Here is a 17,349-nt window from a genome sequence, read left to right on the forward strand (position 1 = left end):
GTCGGCATCACCGTCAACCGCAACGCGGTCCCCTTCGACCCGCGCCCCCCGATGGTCACCTCCGGCCTGCGCATCGGCACCGCCGCCCTGGCCACTCGCGGCTTCGGCGACACCGAATTCACCGAGGTCGCCGACATTATCGCCGCCGCCCTCGCCGGCACGGCGGATGTGGAGTCGCTGCGTGGCCGCGTCTCCAAGCTCGCCCAGAGCGTCCCGCTGTACCAGGGCCTCGAAGACTGGAACCTGCTCTGAGCGGCCACGCGCCGAGCACGACGCGGGGCCGAGGAGAACAGCGATGACAAGGACCGGTTCGGGACTACCCGGGTGCGGTGGAAACAGCAGTGCCGCAGGACATTCGGTGGCCGAGAGCCTGCGTACGCACGCGGGCCGCGGTGTGCCGTTCTCGGTGGAGTTCAACCCGCCCCGCGACAGCGCGGGCGAGGCACGCCTGTGGCGGACCGTGCGCGACTTCGAGCGTATGCACCCGGCTTTCGTGTCGATGACCTACGGTGCGGGCGGCTCCACCAAGGACCGCACGGTGCGCATCACCGGCGACCTGGCCAGGGAGACGACGCTGCTGCCCGTCGCCCACCTGACCGCGGTCGGCCACAGCGTCGCCGAACTGCGCTCGCTGGTCGGCTCCTACGCCGATTCCGGTATCCGGAATCTGCTGGTGCTGCGCGGCGACCCGCCGGGCGACCCGTTGGGGCCGTGGACCAAACACCCCGACGGCGTGGGCTACGCGGAGGAACTCGTCCGCATCGTGCGCGATCTCGGCGATTTCCACGTCGGCGTCGCGTCGTTCCCGCAGGGCCACCACCGCTCCCCGGACCTGGCCCACGACACCAGGCATCTGGTGGCGAAACTGCGTGCGGGCGCGGAGTATTCGATCACCCAGATGTTCTTCGACGTCGAACACTATCTGCGGTTGCGGGACCGGGTCGGCGCCCTGGACCCGGTCGAGGGCGCCAAACCCATCATCCCGGAGCTGATGCCGATCACCTCGCTGCGCACGGTGGCGCGCGCCGAGGAACTCAGCGGCCGTCCGTTGCCCACCGCGGTCATGGACCGGCTGCGGCGCGCCGCGGGCAGTGGCCCGGAACCGGATCAGGCGGCGGTCCGCGCCGAGGGCATCGCCCTGGCCACGGAGATGGCCGAACGCCTCATCCGCGAAGGCGCCCCGTGCCTGCACTTCATCACCCTCAACTTCGCCAAGGCGACCGGTGAGGTGCTGGCCAACCTGGGCTACGGCGTCACGGAGGCACCACTGGCAGTGCGGTGAATACCGGCCGGCTCGCCGCGGCAATGCGGCGAGCCGGTCCCGGACGCGCAGGCCCGGCGGCGGGTACGGTTGCCTGCGGCTGCGCCGAACCGAGGAAGAGACCCGATGACCGACTCCCTGCTGCTGTCCCGCCGCGATCTCGAATTCCTGCTCCACGACTGGCTCGACGTCACCGCGCTGACGAGCAGGCCGCGTTTCGCCGACCACGATCGCGCCACCTTCGACGCGGTACTCGACCTCAGCGAGGCGATCGCGACCAGGCATTTCGCCACCCACAACAAGAAGAGCGACGCCCAGGAACCGCGTTTCGACGGTGAACGGGTGCACATCATCCCCGAGGTGGGGCAGGCGCTGAAGATCTTCACCGACGCCGGGTTGATCGGGGCCGCGATGGACTACGAGATCGGCGGCATGCAGTTGCCCGCGGTCGTCGCCGGTGCGTGCACGGCCTGGTTCCAGGCCGCCAATGTGGGCACGGCGGCGTATCCGTTCCTGACCGTCGGCAATGCGAACCTGCTGCGGGCGCACGGCAGCGAGGAACAGATCGAGACCTTCGTGCGGCCGATGGTCGACGGGCGATTCTTCGGCACCATGTGTCTGTCGGAACCGCAGGCGGGGTCGTCGCTGGCCGACATCACCACCCGCGCGGTACCCCAGGACGACGGCACCTACCGGCTCACCGGCACCAAGATGTGGATCTCCGGCGGCGAACACGAACTGTCGGACAACATCGTGCACCTGGTGCTGGCCAAGATCCCCGGCGGTCCGGCCGGCGTCAAGGGCATCTCGCTGTTCATCGTCCCCAAATTCCTGGTGGAACCCGACGGCACGCTGAGCGACCGCAACGACGTGGTGCTGGTCGGCCTCAACCACAAGATGGGCTATCGCGGCACCACCAACACCCTGCTCAACTTCGGCGAGGGCAAACACACCCCCGGCGGTGCGGCGGGCGCGGTCGGCTACCTGGTCGGGGAGGCGAACCACGGGCTCGCCTACATGTTCCACATGATGAACGAGGCCCGCATCGGCGTCGGACAGGGCGCGACGGCGCTGGGCTACACCGGCTATCTGCACGCGCTGGACTACGCGCGCACCCGTCCGCAGGGCCGCGCGCCCGGCGTCAAGGACCCGGCCGCGCCGCAGGTGCCGATCATCGAGCACACCGATGTGCGCCGGATGCTGCTGGCGCAGAAGAGTTATGTCGAAGGCGCGCTCGCGTTCAACCTCTACTGCTACCGGCTGCTGGACGAGGAACGCACCGCCGAGCACGAGGCCGACCGCGCCCGCACCCGGCTGCTGCTCGACGTGCTGACCCCGATCGCGAAGAGCTGGCCCGCGCAGTGGTGCCTGGCGGCCAACGATCTGGCCATCCAGGTCCACGGCGGCTACGGCTACACCCGCGAATACGACGTCGAACAGTTCTACCGGGACAACCGGCTCAACCCGATCCACGAGGGCACCCACGGCATCCAGGGACTGGACCTGCTCGGCCGGAAGATGGTGATGCACAACGGCGCCGGGCTGAGCCTGCTGCTGGAGACCATCACGGCGACCACCGCGCGGGCGAACGCGGCAGGCGGCGAGGCGGCCCGGCTGGCCGCACAGCTGGACGCGGCCACCGCCCGAGTCGCCGCGACCACGGCCACCCTGTGGTCGACCGGCGACCCCACCGTCGCCCTGGCCAACGCCTCCCTCTACCTCGAGGCTGTCGGCCACGTGGTGCTGGCGTGGATCTGGCTCGAGCAGTTCCTGGCGCTGGGCGTGGCCACCGACGCCTTCCACGAGGGCAAGCGCCAGGCCGCCCGCTATTTCTTCCGGGCCGAACTCCCGCGCACCGGACCGCAGTTCGACCTGCTCGACAGCCTCGACACCACCACCAGGGACTGCCGCCCGGAATGGTTCTGACCACCGGCCGCAGGAACCGGGAATCCGGGTCCGTGCCCGCGCGGTAGGGTGGATCGGTGCCCACGCCCGACACGGACAAGCCCGCCCGGGTGACCAAGCGCCGCGCCGAGACCCGGGCACGGCTGCTCGACGCCGCGTTCCGGGTGTTCGCCGAGAAGGGGTTCGGTCTCACGCGGATCGAGGACGTCTGCTCGGCCGCCGGCTACACCAGGGGCGCGTTCTACTCGCAGTTCGCCAGCCTCGACGAGCTGTTCTTCGTCCTCTACGACCAGCGCGCCTCACTGATCACCGAGCAGGTGCGCCGGGCGCTGGCCGACGTCGAGAATCCCGGCGACCTGTCGGGATTCGTCGACCGGCTCACCGCCACCCTGCTGCTCGACCGCGACTGGCTGCTGGTGAAGACCGACTTCCTCACCCACGCCGCGCGCAAACCCGAACTCGCGCAGCGGCTCGTCGCCCACCGCGCCCACCTGCGCGCCGCCATCGAGGCCAAGCTGGCGGGCGGGGCGTTCGCGCTGCCCGCCGCGATGGGCACGATCGCCGAGGCCGCGCACGCGGTGGTGGCGGCCTACGACGGGGTCACCGTGCAATTGCTGCTCGATCGGGATCAGGCGGCGGCGCGGGCCTGGCTGGGCAGGCTGATCACCCGGCTGGCCGTCGGTGATCCGGCCGCGCCGGGTCAGACCTCGGCGGCCGCGGCCCGCCCGGCCGCGCGGCCGGAGAAGATACAGCCTCCGAGGAACGTGCCCTCCAGCGAGTTGTAGCCGTGCACGCCGCCGCCGCCGAAGCCCGCCGCCTCGCCCGCGGCGTACAGGCCGGGGATCGGGGAGCCGTCGGCGCCCAGCGCCCGTGACGCCAGGTCGGTCTGGATGCCGCCGAGGGTCTTTCGCGTCAGCACGTGGAGCTTGATCCCGATCAGCGGGCCCGCCGCGGGGTCGAGCAGGCGGTGGGGTGCGGTGGCGCGCATGAGCCGGTCGCCGAGATAGCGGCGGGCATTGTGGATGCCCTGGATCTGGGCGTCCTTGGTGAAGGCGTTGTCCACCTGCAGGTCACGCGCGAGAATCTGGTCGCGCAGGACCGCCGGGCTAAGCAGGGGCTCGTCGGTGAGGCCGTTCATCTTCGTCACCAGCTCGTCGAGGGTGTCGGCCACGACGAAGTCCGCGCCGTTGTTCTTGAACGCCTCGACCGGGGCCGGAGCGCCCTTGCCGAAAACCCGTTCCCGGACGAGGGCTTTGCGGTCGCGGCGGGTGATGTCGGGATTCTGCTCGGAGCCGGAGAGGGCGAATTCCTTGGCGATGATGCGCTGGGTGGTGACGAACCAGGAGTGGTCGTACGGCGCGATCTCCGGGGTGGTCCGCAGATAGCGCAGGGTGCCGAGGGTGTCGTAGCCGGGCAGGTAGGGGGCGGGCAGGCGCCGGCCCAGGGCGTCGAACCACATCGAGGACGGGCCGGGCAGGATGCGGATGGCGTGCTCGGGCCAGATCGGGTTCCAGTTCTGGATGCCCTCGGTGTAGTGCCACATCCGGTCGCGGTTGACCAGGCGCACGCCCGCTTCCGCGGCGATGTCGAGCATGCGGCCGTCGACATAGGCGGGGACGCCGGTGATCATCCGCGCGGGCGGGGTGCCCATGCGCGCGGGCCAGTACCGGCGCACGATGTCGTGATCGCCGCCGATGCCGCCGGTGGCCAGCACGACCGCGGCGGCGGTGAACTCGAACTCGCCGACGACCTCGCGGGTCGACGGCGCGCCGCGTTCGGCGTCGTCCTCGGCCAGCACGGCCCCGCGCACTCCCGTGACGGCGCCGTCGGTGAACACCAGCTCGTCCACCCGGTGCCGGTGGCGGAAACGCACCAGGCCGGTGTCGGCGGCGCGCAGCGCGGACTCGGTGAACGGGCCGACGACGCCGGTGCCGGTGCCCCAGGCGATGTGGAAGCGGGGCACGGAGTTGCCGTGGCCGTCGGCGCGCAGGTCGCCGCGTTCGGCCCAGCCGACCGAGGGCAGGAAGCTGATGCCGAGATCGGTGAGATAGCGGCGCTTCTCGCCCGCGGCGAACTCGACGTAGGCGCGCGCCCACCGCTGCGCCCAGCGGTCCTCGTCGTCGAGCCGGTCGAAGGCCGCGCTGCCCGACCAGTCGCTCCAGGCCAGGTCGAGCGAATCCCGCACGCCGAGGCGTCGCTGCTCGGGACTGTCGACCAGGAAGATCCCACCGAAGGACCAGAACGCCTGACCGCCCAGATTCGCGGCGTTCTCCTGATCCACCACCAGCACCCGCTTGCCCTGACAGGTCAGTTCATGGGTAGCGACCAGCCCGGCGAGCCCCGCGCCGACCACGATGACATCGGCTTCCATCCGCCGACCTCCGTTCCCTCACCCGGCAGCACCGGGCCACCTCACTGTATCGGATACATTATTGCATCGGATATGGATGCGAATCGTAACAGGATCGGTCGCGGCAGGGCAGGCGCTCGCGGCACCTCAGCCGGTCACCGTGCGCGTCGGCGACGACTGATCGGCACGTCGTCGAACGCGTTCGGCAGCCAGGGCGCGGAGCCGATGGCCTCACGGAGGAAGACGGTGATCAGGTCCGGATCGTCGAGCATCGGCACGTGCCCGTGCTCGGGGACGTGCCGGATGCGTACTCGCGGATCGGTGACCAGCGACGCGGCCAGCCGGTGCAGCAGCCGGTCGCGGCCGCCGGTGATCACGGTGATCGCCGGTGACTTCTCGATCTCCGGACGCCAGCCGGGGGCGAACTCCGGCGAGTCGACCAGCGCGTTGCGCACCGTGCAGTGCAGCGGTGCCTCCGTGCTGAGTATCGCGCGTCGCCGGGTGTGCTCGCACAGATCGAGCATGGCCGGGGCCGAGCGGCCGGTGAGTGTGCGCAGCGCCGCCCGTCGGGTCATCGGTCCGGCCACCGGATTGTCGATCAGGCGCAGCAGCGGGGTCACCGCCGCGCGGCGCAGGAGCTCGGTGCGGACGGCGTCGGCGGAAGCCGCATCGCCGTGCCACAGACCCAGCGGGGCGATCGCGGTCATCGAACCGGCCCGCCCGCGCCGGGCCAGTTCGTTCGCGATCCACGCGCCGAAACCATTGCCCACCAGGTGAACCCGATCCAGGCCGGCCGCGTCGAGGACACGTTCGACGGCGTCGGTCATGGTCGACGGGGTCGCCGGGCCGCGAAGTTCGGGCCCGGCCCAGTGTCCGGGAAGGGTGGGCGCGAACACGTCGTAGGTGCGGGCCAGCAGCTCCACGCATCGCCCCCACGAATGCCAGGTGAGACCGAGATCGTGCAGCAGCACCACCGGTTCGCCGCGCCCTGTCCGGATCGCGGGGTCCACGGACGAGCGCATGTACCGACACCTCTCCACCGGCGGCCCGCGCCGCGATTCCGACCGGGTCAGTATCGAACGGCGACGGCGGGGGAGTCATTGCACCGATCGCAGAATCTCGGTGCCTCGATTGGTGTCAGATCATGAATTCTGGGTGGCGGTGGTGACGACGGTCATGTCGAAATAGTCGCGCCAGGCGCGGATTCGTCCGTCCTCGATCTCGAAGACACCGGCGACCGGCAGATCGATGACGGTGCCGTTGAGGCTGAACCGGTCGGTGCGCTCGTTGAACACCGTCGTACCCGCGGCGAATTGGCGATGAATGGTGAATTCGATGCCGCCGAAGGTGTCGAGGAAACCGTGCAGGAATTCGGTGATCGCGGCCTTGCCGGAAATGGGCTGCATCGGCATGTTGTGATACACGGCGTCTTCGGTGAAGTATTCGGCGAGTTCTTCGGCGCCTGCCGTGGCCCAGCGGGCACAGAATTCGGTGACGAGCGCGGCGGGATCGGTGCTGGGGGACATGGGTTCCTTCGGTCGGCGGTCACAGGTGGTGGTGCAGGGTGCGTGCGGTGGCGGTGAGGGCGGCGAGGTAGTGGTCGCGCTCGGGTTTCGGCACCGCCGTGCGCAGCGGGCCGATGAGCAGTTCGGCCACGGGGTCGCCGATGGTGTCCAGCACGGGTGCCGACAGGTAGCTGATCGGCAGCGCGGCCTCGCTCGCGAGTTCCCCGGCGCTGTAGGCGTTCCCGCTGATACCGCCGAGCAGAGCGAGGATCCGTTCGCGCAGTGCGCTGCTCGCGGTGTCGTCGGCCAGGTGCTCGACCACGTCGGCCAGGACGTCCAGGGTCGCGAGGCTGTTCGTGTCGACACCCCACACCGCGGCGCCGAGCGTGCGCACGTCGGCGAGCACCTGCTCGTAGTGGGCCCGCTCGCCGGGGTCCGCCGCGGCCAGCCAGGCCCGCCGTACGGCGTCGGGGGAGTGCGCGACCACCGTCGCGGCGCCCGGCGGGATCAGCGGCAACCGGGTGCCCACCGAGATCCCCGCCGGAATCCGGCCGCGATTCTCGACCACGGCGACGAACCGGATCTCGTCGCGGTCGACCCGGATGAGCGCGACACCGCAGCCGACCTCGTTCGCCAGCGCGTGCAGGGCGGTGCGCAGCGGATCGCCGCCCGCGAGCTTGCTCTGCTGCCGGTCGGCGACCCGCAGCAGTCCCGGTCCGATCTCGTAGGTCAGATCGGTGCGGCGGTTCACCCAGGCGCGGGCGCGCAGCGCGGAGAGCACATTGCCGACCGTCGAGCGGCTCAGCGCGAGGCTGTCGGCGATCTGCGCGGAGGTCTGCGGATGCGGGGCGGCGGCCAGCAATTCCAGCACCGACACCACCCGCTGGGTCGGCGGCGACAGTTCTCCGGACTCCGTATCGTCGGACGGCACCGCACCTCCTGCAGTCAGCACTCACGCCACTATATGCATCGCCGGTGACGAATAGTCGCACTGTCGACCGGGGGATCTCATCCGAACCGGGTGAGGCGGCGGCGCCGGTCACGCCCTTACCGTCACGGAAGGCAGACGCATCCGCAGGCGGAAGGGTGGTCGTGATGACGCAGGGCCCGGGGTACTGGAACGGGTACCCGACACGAGGTGACATCGCCAGGGCCTACGACGAGCTCGACTACAACCGGGCGCTGGCGATGTACCGGTTCTTCTATCCGACGGTGTCGTTCGAGGCGACCTGGCGGGGCAATCTGGACGCGGGCGCGGTGCCGAACCGGGTGATGGCCCTGCTGGTCGGAACGCCCGACCAGTACGTGTTCACCGCGAATTCCGACACCCCGTACTCCGGGCTCACCATCGACCTGTCCGACGGGCCGATGGTCGTCGACATCCCCGCCGGACCGCTGATGGGCACCGCCAACGACCTCAACCAGCTGTGGGTGCTCGACCTGGGCCTGCCCGGCCCCGCGGGCGCGGCGGGCGGCAAGCACGTCCTGGTGCCGCCCAGCTACGACGGCCCGGTCCCGGAGGGTTACTACGCGGGTTCGGCGACGACGAACCGCGTCCTGGTACTGGTCCGCGCACTGCCCGAGGGCTCCGATGTCGAGGGCGCGATCGAGCGGATGAAGCAGGTGCGGGTGTATCCGCTCGGCGCCGACCCCGACTCGAATCCGCTGGACTGGGTGGATATCTCGACACAGCAGGGCCTCGACCTCTCGCCGGTGTACTGGGAAACCGGGCTCGACTACTGGCAGGTCCTGCACGAGATCCTGCAGACCGAACCGCCGAACCCCGACTACCGCTACCAATACGGCGAACTCGCCGCACTCGGCATCACCCGCGACGCCCCGTTCGCCCCGGACCGGCGCCAGGCCGCCATCCTCACCGACGCCGCGCGGCGCGGTCATCTGCACCTGTGCGTGCAGTCCTTCGCCGATCGTCGGCCCGACCGGGTGGTCTGGCCGGACAGCCGGTGGGAGTGGGCCGTCCTGCGCCCGGAGAACGGCACCTTCGACACCGGCGACTACGTCGACCTCTACGCCAGGGAGAAGTGGTTCTACCAGGCCCAGATCGAGTCGCCGGCGATGTTCGCCCGGCACTCCGGCGCGGGCTCGCTCTACTGGCTCGGCCTGCGCGACGTGCACGGTGACTACCTCGACGGCGGCGGCTACTACAGCTTGACCGTGCCCCAGCCGGTCCCGGCGAAGCTGTTCTGGTCGGTCACCGTCTACGACGCCCGCACCCGCAGCGAGATCCAGGCCCCGCAGAACCGCGCGGCCCTGCGCTCGATGTTCGAACTCGCCGACGTCGACCCCGAGGCGCCGCTCACCGTCTACTTCGGCCCCACCCCGCCGCCGAACACCCCCACCGACCGCTGGGTCCAAACCGTCCCCGGCGCGGGCTGGTTCGCATATTTCCGCATCTACGGTCCCGAAGGCCCGGCCTTCGACGGCACCTGGCAGCTCCCGGACTTCCGGCGCCACTGAGCGCGGCTCAGCTCGCCTGGTCCAGTACCTGCCCGGCGCCCAGGATCCGGTCGACGAAGGCCCCGATCTCCCCGACCGCGGCGGCCGCCTCGGGCGCGATGGAGGCCGCGGCCTGGAAGATGTGGACCTGGTTGTGCCAGATCTGGAGATCGCAGGCCACCCCGTGCTCGTGCAGGCGCTCAGCGACCAGAACCCCGTCGGGGTAGAGGAATTCGGTGGAGCTGACCTGGATCAAAGTCGGCGGCAGGCCCGTCAGATCCGTATGGGCAGGTGCGGTGACACCGTCGAGATGCCCACCGCGCAGGGCGAATTCGGCGAGGACGGGGAAGGCCGCCGGAGAGAACAGGGCGTCCATGGCCGCGGAGGGCGCGGCCAGTTTGGCGGTGATGTCGAAGTCGGTGAGCGGCGACATCGCCACCAGCGCCGCGGGCAGCGGCAGGCCGCGCCTGCGGATCTCGACCGCGGTCAGCAGGGTGAGGGTCGCACCGGCCGAATCGCCCATGACGGTGATGTTCTCGGGCGCGACGCCCCAGGCCAGCGCCCGCTCGTAGCCGTCGACACAGTCCGCCAGCGCGTCGGCGAGCGTGTGGGCGGGCAGTTTCCGGTAGTCCACGGCGAGCAGCTGGGTGCGCAACTCGGTGGCGAAACGGGCGGTCATCTGCCGGTGCAGGTGCCTGCCGCCGACGATGAACCCGCCGCCGTGCAGATAGAGGACGAACCGCCCGCCCTCGCGCACCGGCGGATCGAGCAGCATCGCGCGGCTGCGCGGCAGCTGGATCCGCGTGCGGCGCACCGGCTTGGCGATCAACGGACGACCGACCCAGTCCACCGACCGGTAGGCCCACCGGCCCTCGGGGTTGCGGGCCCACCGGTCGATGACCTTGCGCACCGACAACCGCAACGCGCGGTCCACCCACCGCGCCTGCCTGCTGTCGCCGGGAAACTCGCGCCGGGTCAATGGTGCCCGCGCCGGGCCGGGCCGCTGTTCGATCGACATGGGAACTCCTCGCTGTGACGACGATGTCAGCAACACCCGGCAGGCCGGGATATCTCAGTGTGGAGTTCGGCGCGCCGCCCTGTCACTGCACGATCCGTGGATTGACGAGCCCCCGATTCGTCACCGGAGACGAACGAAATCCGGCGGTGTCAGTGCTCGGCGAGCCAGGAACGGCTCTGCTGCCCGGCGATCGAGACGAGCCGGTCGTAGCCGTAGTTGATATCGATGAGATGGGACTCGAACAGCGGGATCTCGTTGAGGTGGTCCGGGCCGGTGATCTGGATCGTGTAGAAGTTGTAGCCGTTGTTCTGGGTGCAGCGGCCGGTCGCGCGGGACGCGGAGGATGTCCAGGTCGAGTCGGACCGCGGGACGGCGCCGGGCAGGCTGGTGTAACCGAGCAGGATCGAGATGATGCCGAAGGCGTACGGCTCGGATGGCACGGTCACCGGTTGCGGCGAGCCGTCTCCGCTGAGTACGGCCGGATCGGTGCAGGCCACCTGATAGCCGGGGCCGAACGGCAGTCCCCACCGCGCCGAGAGCAGGCCCAGGTCGGCGGTGCCGAACAGCGAGAACAGCGGCTCGTTCTGCGCGAGCGAGTACGCGACGACACAGCCGTACTCGCCCTGCCGCGTACACACGGGGATCGACCGGAAATCACCCCCGGTGGTGCTGCCCACGGCGGTGGTGACATTGCCGCCCATCAGGAAGGCGCCGACCAGTCGCGAGCGCAGTCCCGGGTCCGGCTCGATGTGTTCCCGGATCAGCCTGCGCGCCATCAGCGTTCCCTGGGAGTGGCTGACGATGATCACGCCGCGGCCGTGATTGTCGTTGGCCAGGTACTCGTTCCAGGCGTTCTCGATGTCCTGATACCCCGGCACGGTCAGATCGGCGCCCGCCAGTTCCAGCCCGATCGCGGGCAGGGTGACCTGGCGGTAGATCGGCGCGAACACCCGGCAGGTCCCGCTGAAACGGGCCGCCTGGTAGCTGGCGATCGACTGCACCTCGGGTTGGGCGACGGGGTCCTGGTTGAGCGCCACCTGATTGCTGACGGTCGGATAGAGGTAGAAGCAGTCGACGGGTGCGTCGTCCGCGGCCCGCGGTGCGGCGGGCGTGACGACGCCGGTGCCGAGGTCGGTGGTGTCGGAGGGCAGGTCGCAGGGGTCGCTCGTCATCGCCGGGTGGCACAACCAGGTGGTGATCCCGGCCGGCTGTGCCTGCGCGGTCGAGGGCAGCACGACGGTGGCGACGGACAGGGCGATCGCCGCCACCGTCGTACCGAGAGCAGCTCTCCACGTCGACCGGGTCATCACATGCGCTCCTTCGTTCCTCGCCGCGAAACGAGACCGACAGTAGCCAGATGATCGCCGGGCGCGTGGGCTATTGCCGAGATCCGTTCCGGTGCCTCGGCGGCTTGCGCAGGTGCCTGCCGACATGCATCGCACCGCGCCGTTTGCGTGGCCGTGGCTGGGTATGCGACCGGCATGACCTCCTACTGGTTCACCGGCGCCGAGCTGCCCAGCCGCTTGCCGCTGACCGGCGACATCGCCGTCGACACCGTGGTGATCGGCGCCGGGATCGCCGGGCTGACGACCGCGCTGCTGCTCGCCGAGCAGGGGCGGGAGGTGGCGGTGCTCGAGGCGCGGCGGGTCGGGGCGGTGACCACGGGAGCGTCGAGCGCGAAGATCACGATGCTGCAGGGCACCCGCGCGCAGGCGATCGCGAACCGGCACGGCATCCGGGTGCTGGCGCGCTACGTCGACGCCAACCGCGCCGGGTTCGACTGGCTGCTCGACTTCTGCGACGCGCACGAGATCCCCACCCAGCGTGTGCCCGCGATCACCTACGCGCAGGACGCGACCGAAGTCGCGGCGGTCCGTGCCGAGTACGAGGCCACGCGCGCGGCCGGCCTGCCGACGCAGTTCGTCGACGATCTCGAGGTGCCGTTCCCCGCGTTCGGGGGCGTGCGCCTGCGGGAACAGGCCCAGGTCGATCCGGTCGCCGTGCTCGCCGCACTGGCGGCCGAGGTGGAGGCCCACGGCGTGCCGATCTTCGAATCGACCCGCGCCCGGCATCTGCGCCGCCATGGCGACCGCGTCGTGATCGGCACCGATCAGGGTGACGTGTCGGCCGCGCGGGCGATCGTGGCCACCGGGTCACCGATCTTCGACCGCCGGGGGCTGGCCGCGCGGCTGATCGCGCAGCGGTCCTATCTGGCGGCCTTCGAGACCGCGGGTCCGGTCCCGGAGGAGATGTTCCTCAGCGCCGGAATCCCTACCCGGTCGCTGCGTTGGGCGCCCGGCGAGACGAGCACGGTATTGCTGGCGGGCGGGAGCGGCCACGAGGTCGGGCGGGCGGGTTCGGCGGCGGTGCACGTGGCCGAGCTGATCAACTGGACCAGCAGATGGTTCCCCGAGGCGCGTCCGCTCGCGCGCTGGTCGGCCCAGGACTATCACCCGATCGGTGAGCTGCCCTACGTCGGTCCGGTGCAGCCCGGTGCGCAGAACGTGCAGTGCGCGACCGGTTTCGCGAAGTGGGGGATGACCAACGGCGTCGCGGCCGCGCTCGTGCTGGCGGGCCGGATCGGCGGCACGGCACCGGAGTGGGCCGCGGTCTACGAGACCTGGCGGACCGGTGCGGTGCGCACCCTGCTGGCGGGGGCGCAGGCCAATGCCGTGGTGGCGCGGCACCTGTCGAGCGGATGGCTCGGTGCGTTCGGTCCCAGCGACGGCTTCCCGCCGCGCGAAGGCGAGGGCCGGGTGGAACGTCACGGTCTGCACCCGGTCGCCCGGTGCACCGTCGACGGGGTGAGCGAGTCGGTCTCGGCCGTGTGCACCCACCTGCGGGGCATCGTGAACTGGAACGATGCCGAGAAGACCTGGGACTGCCCGCTGCACGGTTCGCGCTTCGCCCCCGACGGCACGGTTCTGGAAGGCCCGGCGACGGCGCCCCTGCCGCGCCGTGACGACTAGGCACCTGACCGGCCTCTGTTTGATCTTGCCCGAGTGGGGAAGTCGGCGTTCGGGGGACACCGAGGAGGCAGCATGCAGTTTCCGGCCACGTTCGGCCCACCGGCGGAGTTCGGCGAAGCCGGGGCGGCGACCGTCGTGCACGACCACGAGGTGATCGTGCACCTGGAAGACCCCGGACTGCGCAAACTCTGCACCTGCGCGGCCGGGTTGTCGCCGCAGGCACAGTGGCGGCTGGCCGCGGTCGCCGAGGCTCTGCGGCACACCGAGCAGACCGCCGCGGTGTTTCGGATGCCCCCTGCGAGGTACCGCGACGATGTGGGCGCCACCCGGCGCCCCGAGACGGTGGAGGAGGAATTCATGGTTACGCGCGACATCATCGCCCAGCTGCGGCAGGACATCACCACCGCCGCCGACACCGGCGACGAGGCCGCCGTCGAGCGGCTGCGCGGCGAACTGTCGGCCGCACTCGGCGAGGACGACACCGAGGAAGCCGGTACGCGGACCGGGACGAAGGACAAGGAATACAACCTCATCTGGTTCGTGGAGAACTGCCTGAGCAACGTACTGCGCATGCGGGAGTACGCCCAGGACGCCGACCGCGCCGGCGACAGCGAACTCGCGGACTTCTTCCGCCGAGCCGAACACGAGAGCCACAAGGGCGCCGAACAGGGCAAGGTCCTACTCGGCCGCCGCCTGGTCGGCGACCTCGGCAACACCACCCCCCAGCCCCCGACCAACCCCTGACCGCCCGGGCCGCTGGTCGACAGCGTGGCTCGACGCCCGAGCTCGCCACCGATTACCCCGGCCTGAAACACGAGCGCACAGAACTCGCGGACGCCATCGGTCTGGAGGACCGCGAGAGCAGCCGGTGAACGCGCGAACCCTGGATCAGAAGGCGTAGGGGCCGAATCGGCCCCAGGCGACGATCGCCGCCATGACGACGAAGACGACCAGCGGGAACGTGTTGGGGATTTCGCCGCGGCGCAGGTGGGTGATGATCGCGCCGATCGCGACCAGGCCGAGCCCGACCGCGGCGAGGGGGACGAGGACCGGGGCGATGCCGAACAGGCCCGGCAGGATCACACCCACCGCACCCGCCACCTCGAGCGCGCCGATCGTCTTGACCATTCCCGGCGAGAAGTCCTGAGCCCAGCCCATCCGTGGGTCGGCGGCCAGTTTCTCGTACGGCGTGACCAGTTTCATCACCCCCGCGGGCAGGAACACCGCGGCGAGCAGACCGGCCATGATCCACAGCAGCACAGACATGTCGAACACTCCTTCGGGGGAGCGGAATGGTGCGTCCACTGTCGATTTTACGGCCCGCGGGTAGCTGCCGGAGCGGGTCCGCGGGAGTGTCGGTGGGTACCGGTAACGTCCCCGGGCGTGGACACAGGGGAACGGATCCAGGAACTCGCCGGGCGGATCGTGGCAATGCGCGGCGCCTACTACGACGGTGCGCCGGTCGTGGCCGACGCGGAGTACGACGCGATCGAGGACGAGCTGCGGGGATTGATCGAGGCGAATCCCGAACTCGCGCCCGATCCGAACCCGCTCGAGCAGGTCGGCGCGCCGACGGTACTGCACGCGCCGGTCCGGCACGCGCGCCCCATGCTCTCGCTGGAGAAGTCGACCACCCCCGAGCAGGTGGCGGCGTTCTTCGACCGGTTCCCCGGCCAGCCGGTGGTGGTGATGCCGAAGCTCGACGGGCTGTCGCTGTCGGTGGTCTTCGAGGACGGGCGCCTGGTGCGCGCGGTGACCCGCGGCGACGGCACCACCGGTGACGATGTGACCCCGCTGGTCCGGGCCCTGGTCGACGGCGTCCCCGAGCGGATCGAGGTCGGTGGCCGGGTGGAGGTGCGCGGCGAAGCGGTGATGCTGCGCTCGACCTTCCTCGCCTACAACACCGCCCACCCCGACAAGCCGCTGATCAACCCCCGCAACGCGGCGGCGGGCACGCTGCGCGCGAAGGACCCGGCGACGGTCGCCGAACGCCGCCTGCAATTCTTCGGCTTCGATCTGGACATGCCCGCCGACACCGGCACAGTCGATCTGGGCGAGGGCCTGCGCGCCCTGGGTGTCGAAGGCGCGCGGATGCGGGTGTGCGCCGACGCCGAGCAGGCACAGGCGGCCATCACCGCGATCGAGCAGACCCGCAACGACCTGGACTACGACCTCGACGGCGCCGTCCTGCGCCTGGCCGACCGCATCGCCTACGCCGCCGCGGGCACCCGCTCGAATTCGCCGCGCGGCGCGCTGGCGTTCAAGTTCGCCGCCGAGGAGAAGACCACACTGCTCGCCGACGTGGTCTGGGATGTCGGCAAGACCGGCAAGATCGTCCCGGTGGCGTGGCTGGAGCCGGTCTTCGTCGGCGGAACCACCGTCACCAAGGCGACCCTGGCCAATCAGGAGGTGATCCGCGCCCGCGACATCAAGATCGGTGACACCGTGCTGGTGCGCCGCGCCGGTGATGTGATCCCGTTCGTGGCCGGTGTTCTCGACGCCGCCGCGCGCACCGGCGACGAACAGGAGATCGTCGCACCGACCCACTGTCCCTCGTGCGGGCAGCCGGTGAGCGAGCAGGGCAACAGCCGGGAGCTGTTCTGCACCAACGTCTCCTGTCCCGCGCAGACCGTGCGCAGGCTCGTCCACTGGGCGTCGCGGGCCGCCGCCGACATCGACGCGATCGGCGGGGTCTGGATCGAACGGCTGGCCGAGGCGGGCATCCTGGAGCACCCGTCGGACTTCTACACCCTGACCAAGGAGCGGCTGCTCGAATTCGACCGCATCGGTGAGGTGTCGGCCGGTCGCATGATCGACTCCATCGATGCCAGCCGCGAGGTCGGCCTGCGGCGCGCGCTCATCGGCCTGGCCATCCCGATGGCCTCCGACGGCACCGCCGCCCGCCTGGCCAGGGCGGGGTTCGGCTCGCTCGAAGAGGTCGCCGACGCGGGCGAGGAACGCCTGGTCGCGGTGGAGGACATCGGCCCGAAGGTGGCGGCCTCGCTGGTCACCCACCTGACCAGGCTCCGCCCGGAACTCGAGCGGTTGCGCGCGGCGGGGGTGAACCTGGATGTCCGCGCCGAGGACCTGCCGCCGGTCGTCGCGGCGGGCGCGCCGCTGGCGGGCAAGACCGTCGTGGTCACCGGCGCGATCAGCGATCCCCGCTCCGGTGAGAAGGTTGCCCGCCCCACCTTCCAGCGGCTGTGTGAGCAGGCGGGCGCGACCACCGCGTCCTCGGTCTCGGCCAATACCGACCTGCTCATCACCGGCGCCGGGGTCGGCGACAGCAAGCTGGCCAAGGCGGAGAAGCTCGGCGTGGAGGTGGTCGACCAGGCCGAGATCTGGGAGCTGCTGATCACCGCCAAGGTCACCTAGCCGCGGCTAGACGCCCGTCACCCCGTCGATCCGTTCCCGGAGCAGATCGGCGTGACCGCAGTGGCGGGCGTACTCCGCGATCATGTGCGTGTAGATCCACCGGAGCGTGACCCGGCTGTCCAGGAAGGGGCTGGTGTCGGCCAGTTCGCGGGTGGCGCAGTTGCGACGGCCGTGGTCGATCTCGGCCCGCCAGGTGGCCAGCGCGGCGGCGCCGGTGGACTGCTCGGTGACCGCGAATCCGCCGTCGTGCCCGTCGGTGTCGGCGTCCGGGTCGTGGATGGGCGGGGCGGCCTCGCCGGCGAGGACCCGGCGGAACCAGTTCCGTTCGACCTCGGCCATGTGCTGGAGCAGGCCGAGCAGGGTCAGGGACGAGGGTGCCACGGCGGCGGTGCGCAGTTGCGCGTCGTCGAGGCCCTCGCACTTGAGTGCCAAGGTGGCGCGGTAGAAGTCGAGCCACGATTCCAAGGTGGTGCGCTCGTCGGCGTTCAGGGGCGGCATCGGTCGTTCGG

Annotated in this window: 15 protein-coding genes and 1 pseudogene; 8 read left to right on the plus strand and 8 right to left on the minus strand. The window is 70.6% G+C overall.

The window, feature by feature from the left end; all coding sequences use genetic code 11:
- The 4 genes and pseudogenes from ACWEMY_RS25405 to ACWEMY_RS25420 form a co-directional block, all read left to right on the plus strand.
- Positions 1–252: pseudogene (locus ACWEMY_RS25405) on the plus strand (serine hydroxymethyltransferase); the annotation flags it as partial.
- 106 nt (positions 253–358) lie between these two features.
- Positions 359–1,282 (plus strand): methylenetetrahydrofolate reductase, encoded by a 924-nt coding sequence (locus ACWEMY_RS25410; RefSeq protein WP_452392029.1) that lies wholly within the window; start codon positions 359–361, stop codon positions 1,280–1,282.
- A 105-nt stretch (positions 1,283–1,387) separates the two neighbouring features.
- Entirely contained in the window at positions 1,388–3,187 is a 1,800-nt protein-coding gene (locus tag ACWEMY_RS25415; protein ID WP_452392030.1) for an acyl-CoA dehydrogenase, read from the plus strand.
- A gap of 56 nt (positions 3,188–3,243) precedes the next feature.
- Positions 3,244–3,951: a TetR/AcrR family transcriptional regulator gene (locus ACWEMY_RS25420; RefSeq protein ID WP_452392031.1), complete on the plus strand. Its 708-nt coding sequence runs from the start codon at positions 3,244–3,246 to the stop codon at positions 3,949–3,951.
- Here ACWEMY_RS25420 and ACWEMY_RS25425 read toward each other — a convergent pair.
- The 4 genes from ACWEMY_RS25425 to ACWEMY_RS25440 form a co-directional block, all read right to left on the minus strand.
- Positions 3,867–5,537 carry an FAD-binding dehydrogenase gene (locus ACWEMY_RS25425; RefSeq protein WP_452392032.1) on the minus strand — a complete coding sequence of 557 codons (1,671 nt, stop codon included), beginning with the start codon at positions 5,535–5,537 and terminating at the stop codon, positions 3,867–3,869. The two genes, ACWEMY_RS25420 and ACWEMY_RS25425, sit on opposite strands and share 85 nt — an antisense overlap.
- 134 nt (positions 5,538–5,671) lie before the next feature.
- The gene (locus ACWEMY_RS25430; protein WP_452392033.1) at positions 5,672–6,538 is read right to left on the minus strand and encodes an alpha/beta fold hydrolase; all 867 of its coding nucleotides are present in this window, start codon (positions 6,536–6,538) and stop codon (positions 5,672–5,674) included.
- A 120-nt stretch (positions 6,539–6,658) separates the two neighbouring features.
- Positions 6,659–7,042, minus strand: a complete 384-nt coding sequence (locus ACWEMY_RS25435; RefSeq protein WP_452392034.1) for a limonene-1,2-epoxide hydrolase family protein — start codon at positions 7,040–7,042, stop codon at positions 6,659–6,661.
- A gap of 19 nt (positions 7,043–7,061) precedes the next feature.
- A complete protein-coding gene (locus tag ACWEMY_RS25440; RefSeq protein ID WP_452392035.1) occupies positions 7,062–7,952 on the minus strand; it encodes a helix-turn-helix domain-containing protein in 891 nt (296 codons plus the stop codon).
- Positions 7,953–8,116: 164 nt separating this feature from the next.
- Here ACWEMY_RS25440 and ACWEMY_RS25445 point away from each other — a divergent pair, with 164 nt between their 5' ends.
- Positions 8,117–9,499 carry a DUF1214 domain-containing protein gene (locus tag ACWEMY_RS25445; RefSeq protein ID WP_452392036.1) on the plus strand — a complete coding sequence of 461 codons (1,383 nt, stop codon included), beginning with the start codon at positions 8,117–8,119 and terminating at the stop codon, positions 9,497–9,499.
- A gap of 7 nt (positions 9,500–9,506) precedes the next feature.
- Here ACWEMY_RS25445 and ACWEMY_RS25450 read toward each other — a convergent pair whose 3' ends face one another.
- Both ACWEMY_RS25450 and ACWEMY_RS25455 read right to left on the minus strand, forming a co-directional pair.
- Positions 9,507–10,496 carry an alpha/beta hydrolase fold domain-containing protein gene (locus ACWEMY_RS25450; RefSeq protein ID WP_452392037.1) on the minus strand — a complete coding sequence of 330 codons (990 nt, stop codon included), beginning with the start codon at positions 10,494–10,496 and terminating at the stop codon, positions 9,507–9,509.
- A 149-nt stretch (positions 10,497–10,645) separates the two neighbouring features.
- The gene (locus ACWEMY_RS25455; RefSeq protein ID WP_452392038.1) at positions 10,646–11,803 is read right to left on the minus strand and encodes a DUF3089 domain-containing protein; all 1,158 of its coding nucleotides are present in this window, start codon (positions 11,801–11,803) and stop codon (positions 10,646–10,648) included.
- 174 nt (positions 11,804–11,977) lie between these two features.
- On the opposite strand from ACWEMY_RS25455, the gene ACWEMY_RS25460 reads away from it, so the two are divergent.
- Entirely contained in the window at positions 11,978–13,465 is a 1,488-nt protein-coding gene (locus ACWEMY_RS25460) for an FAD-dependent oxidoreductase (RefSeq protein WP_452392039.1), read from the plus strand.
- A 453-nt stretch (positions 13,466–13,918) separates the two neighbouring features.
- Positions 13,919–14,209: a hypothetical protein gene (locus tag ACWEMY_RS25465; RefSeq protein WP_452392051.1), complete on the plus strand. Its 291-nt coding sequence runs from the start codon at positions 13,919–13,921 to the stop codon at positions 14,207–14,209.
- A gap of 144 nt (positions 14,210–14,353) precedes the next feature.
- Here the strand turns inward: ACWEMY_RS25465 and ACWEMY_RS25470 are convergent, their stop codons facing one another.
- Positions 14,354–14,731, minus strand: coding sequence for a DoxX family protein (locus tag ACWEMY_RS25470; protein WP_452392040.1), 378 nt, complete (start codon positions 14,729–14,731; stop codon positions 14,354–14,356).
- Positions 14,732–14,848: 117 nt separating this feature from the next.
- Between ACWEMY_RS25470 and ligA the strand changes: the two genes are divergently transcribed.
- A complete protein-coding gene (ligA, locus tag ACWEMY_RS25475; protein ID WP_452392041.1) occupies positions 14,849–16,840 on the plus strand; it encodes an NAD-dependent DNA ligase LigA in 1,992 nt (663 codons plus the stop codon).
- A gap of 6 nt (positions 16,841–16,846) precedes the next feature.
- Here ligA and ACWEMY_RS25480 read toward each other — a convergent pair whose 3' ends face one another.
- Positions 16,847–17,338: a DinB family protein gene (locus ACWEMY_RS25480; protein ID WP_452392052.1), complete on the minus strand. Its 492-nt coding sequence runs from the start codon at positions 17,336–17,338 to the stop codon at positions 16,847–16,849.
- Between the last annotated feature and the right edge of the window lie 11 nt (positions 17,339–17,349).

The organism is Nocardia sp. NPDC004415, from assembly GCF_053602435.1.

Bases quoted from the DNA above. Each gene is read 5' to 3' on its own strand.
- ACWEMY_RS25425 (WP_452392032.1), bottom strand. From the start codon at position 5,537: ATGGAAGCCGATGTCATCGTGGTCGGCGCGGGGCTCGCCGGGCTGGTC.
- ACWEMY_RS25415 (WP_452392030.1), top strand. From the start codon at position 1,388: ATGACCGACTCCCTGCTGCTGTCCCGCCGCGATCTCGAATTCCTGCTC.
- ACWEMY_RS25435 (WP_452392034.1), bottom strand. From the start codon at position 7,042: ATGTCCCCCAGCACCGATCCCGCCGCGCTCGTCACCGAATTCTGTGCC.
- ACWEMY_RS25455 (WP_452392038.1), bottom strand. From the start codon at position 11,803: ATGACCCGGTCGACGTGGAGAGCTGCTCTCGGTACGACGGTGGCGGCG.
- ACWEMY_RS25460 (WP_452392039.1), top strand. From the start codon at position 11,978: ATGACCTCCTACTGGTTCACCGGCGCCGAGCTGCCCAGCCGCTTGCCG.
- ACWEMY_RS25430 (WP_452392033.1), bottom strand. From the start codon at position 6,538: ATGCGCTCGTCCGTGGACCCCGCGATCCGGACAGGGCGCGGCGAACCG.
- ACWEMY_RS25470 (WP_452392040.1), bottom strand. From the start codon at position 14,731: ATGTCTGTGCTGCTGTGGATCATGGCCGGTCTGCTCGCCGCGGTGTTC.
- ACWEMY_RS25445 (WP_452392036.1), top strand. From the start codon at position 8,117: ATGACGCAGGGCCCGGGGTACTGGAACGGGTACCCGACACGAGGTGAC.
- ACWEMY_RS25480 (WP_452392052.1), bottom strand. From the start codon at position 17,338: ATGCCGCCCCTGAACGCCGACGAGCGCACCACCTTGGAATCGTGGCTC.
- ACWEMY_RS25450 (WP_452392037.1), bottom strand. From the start codon at position 10,496: ATGTCGATCGAACAGCGGCCCGGCCCGGCGCGGGCACCATTGACCCGG.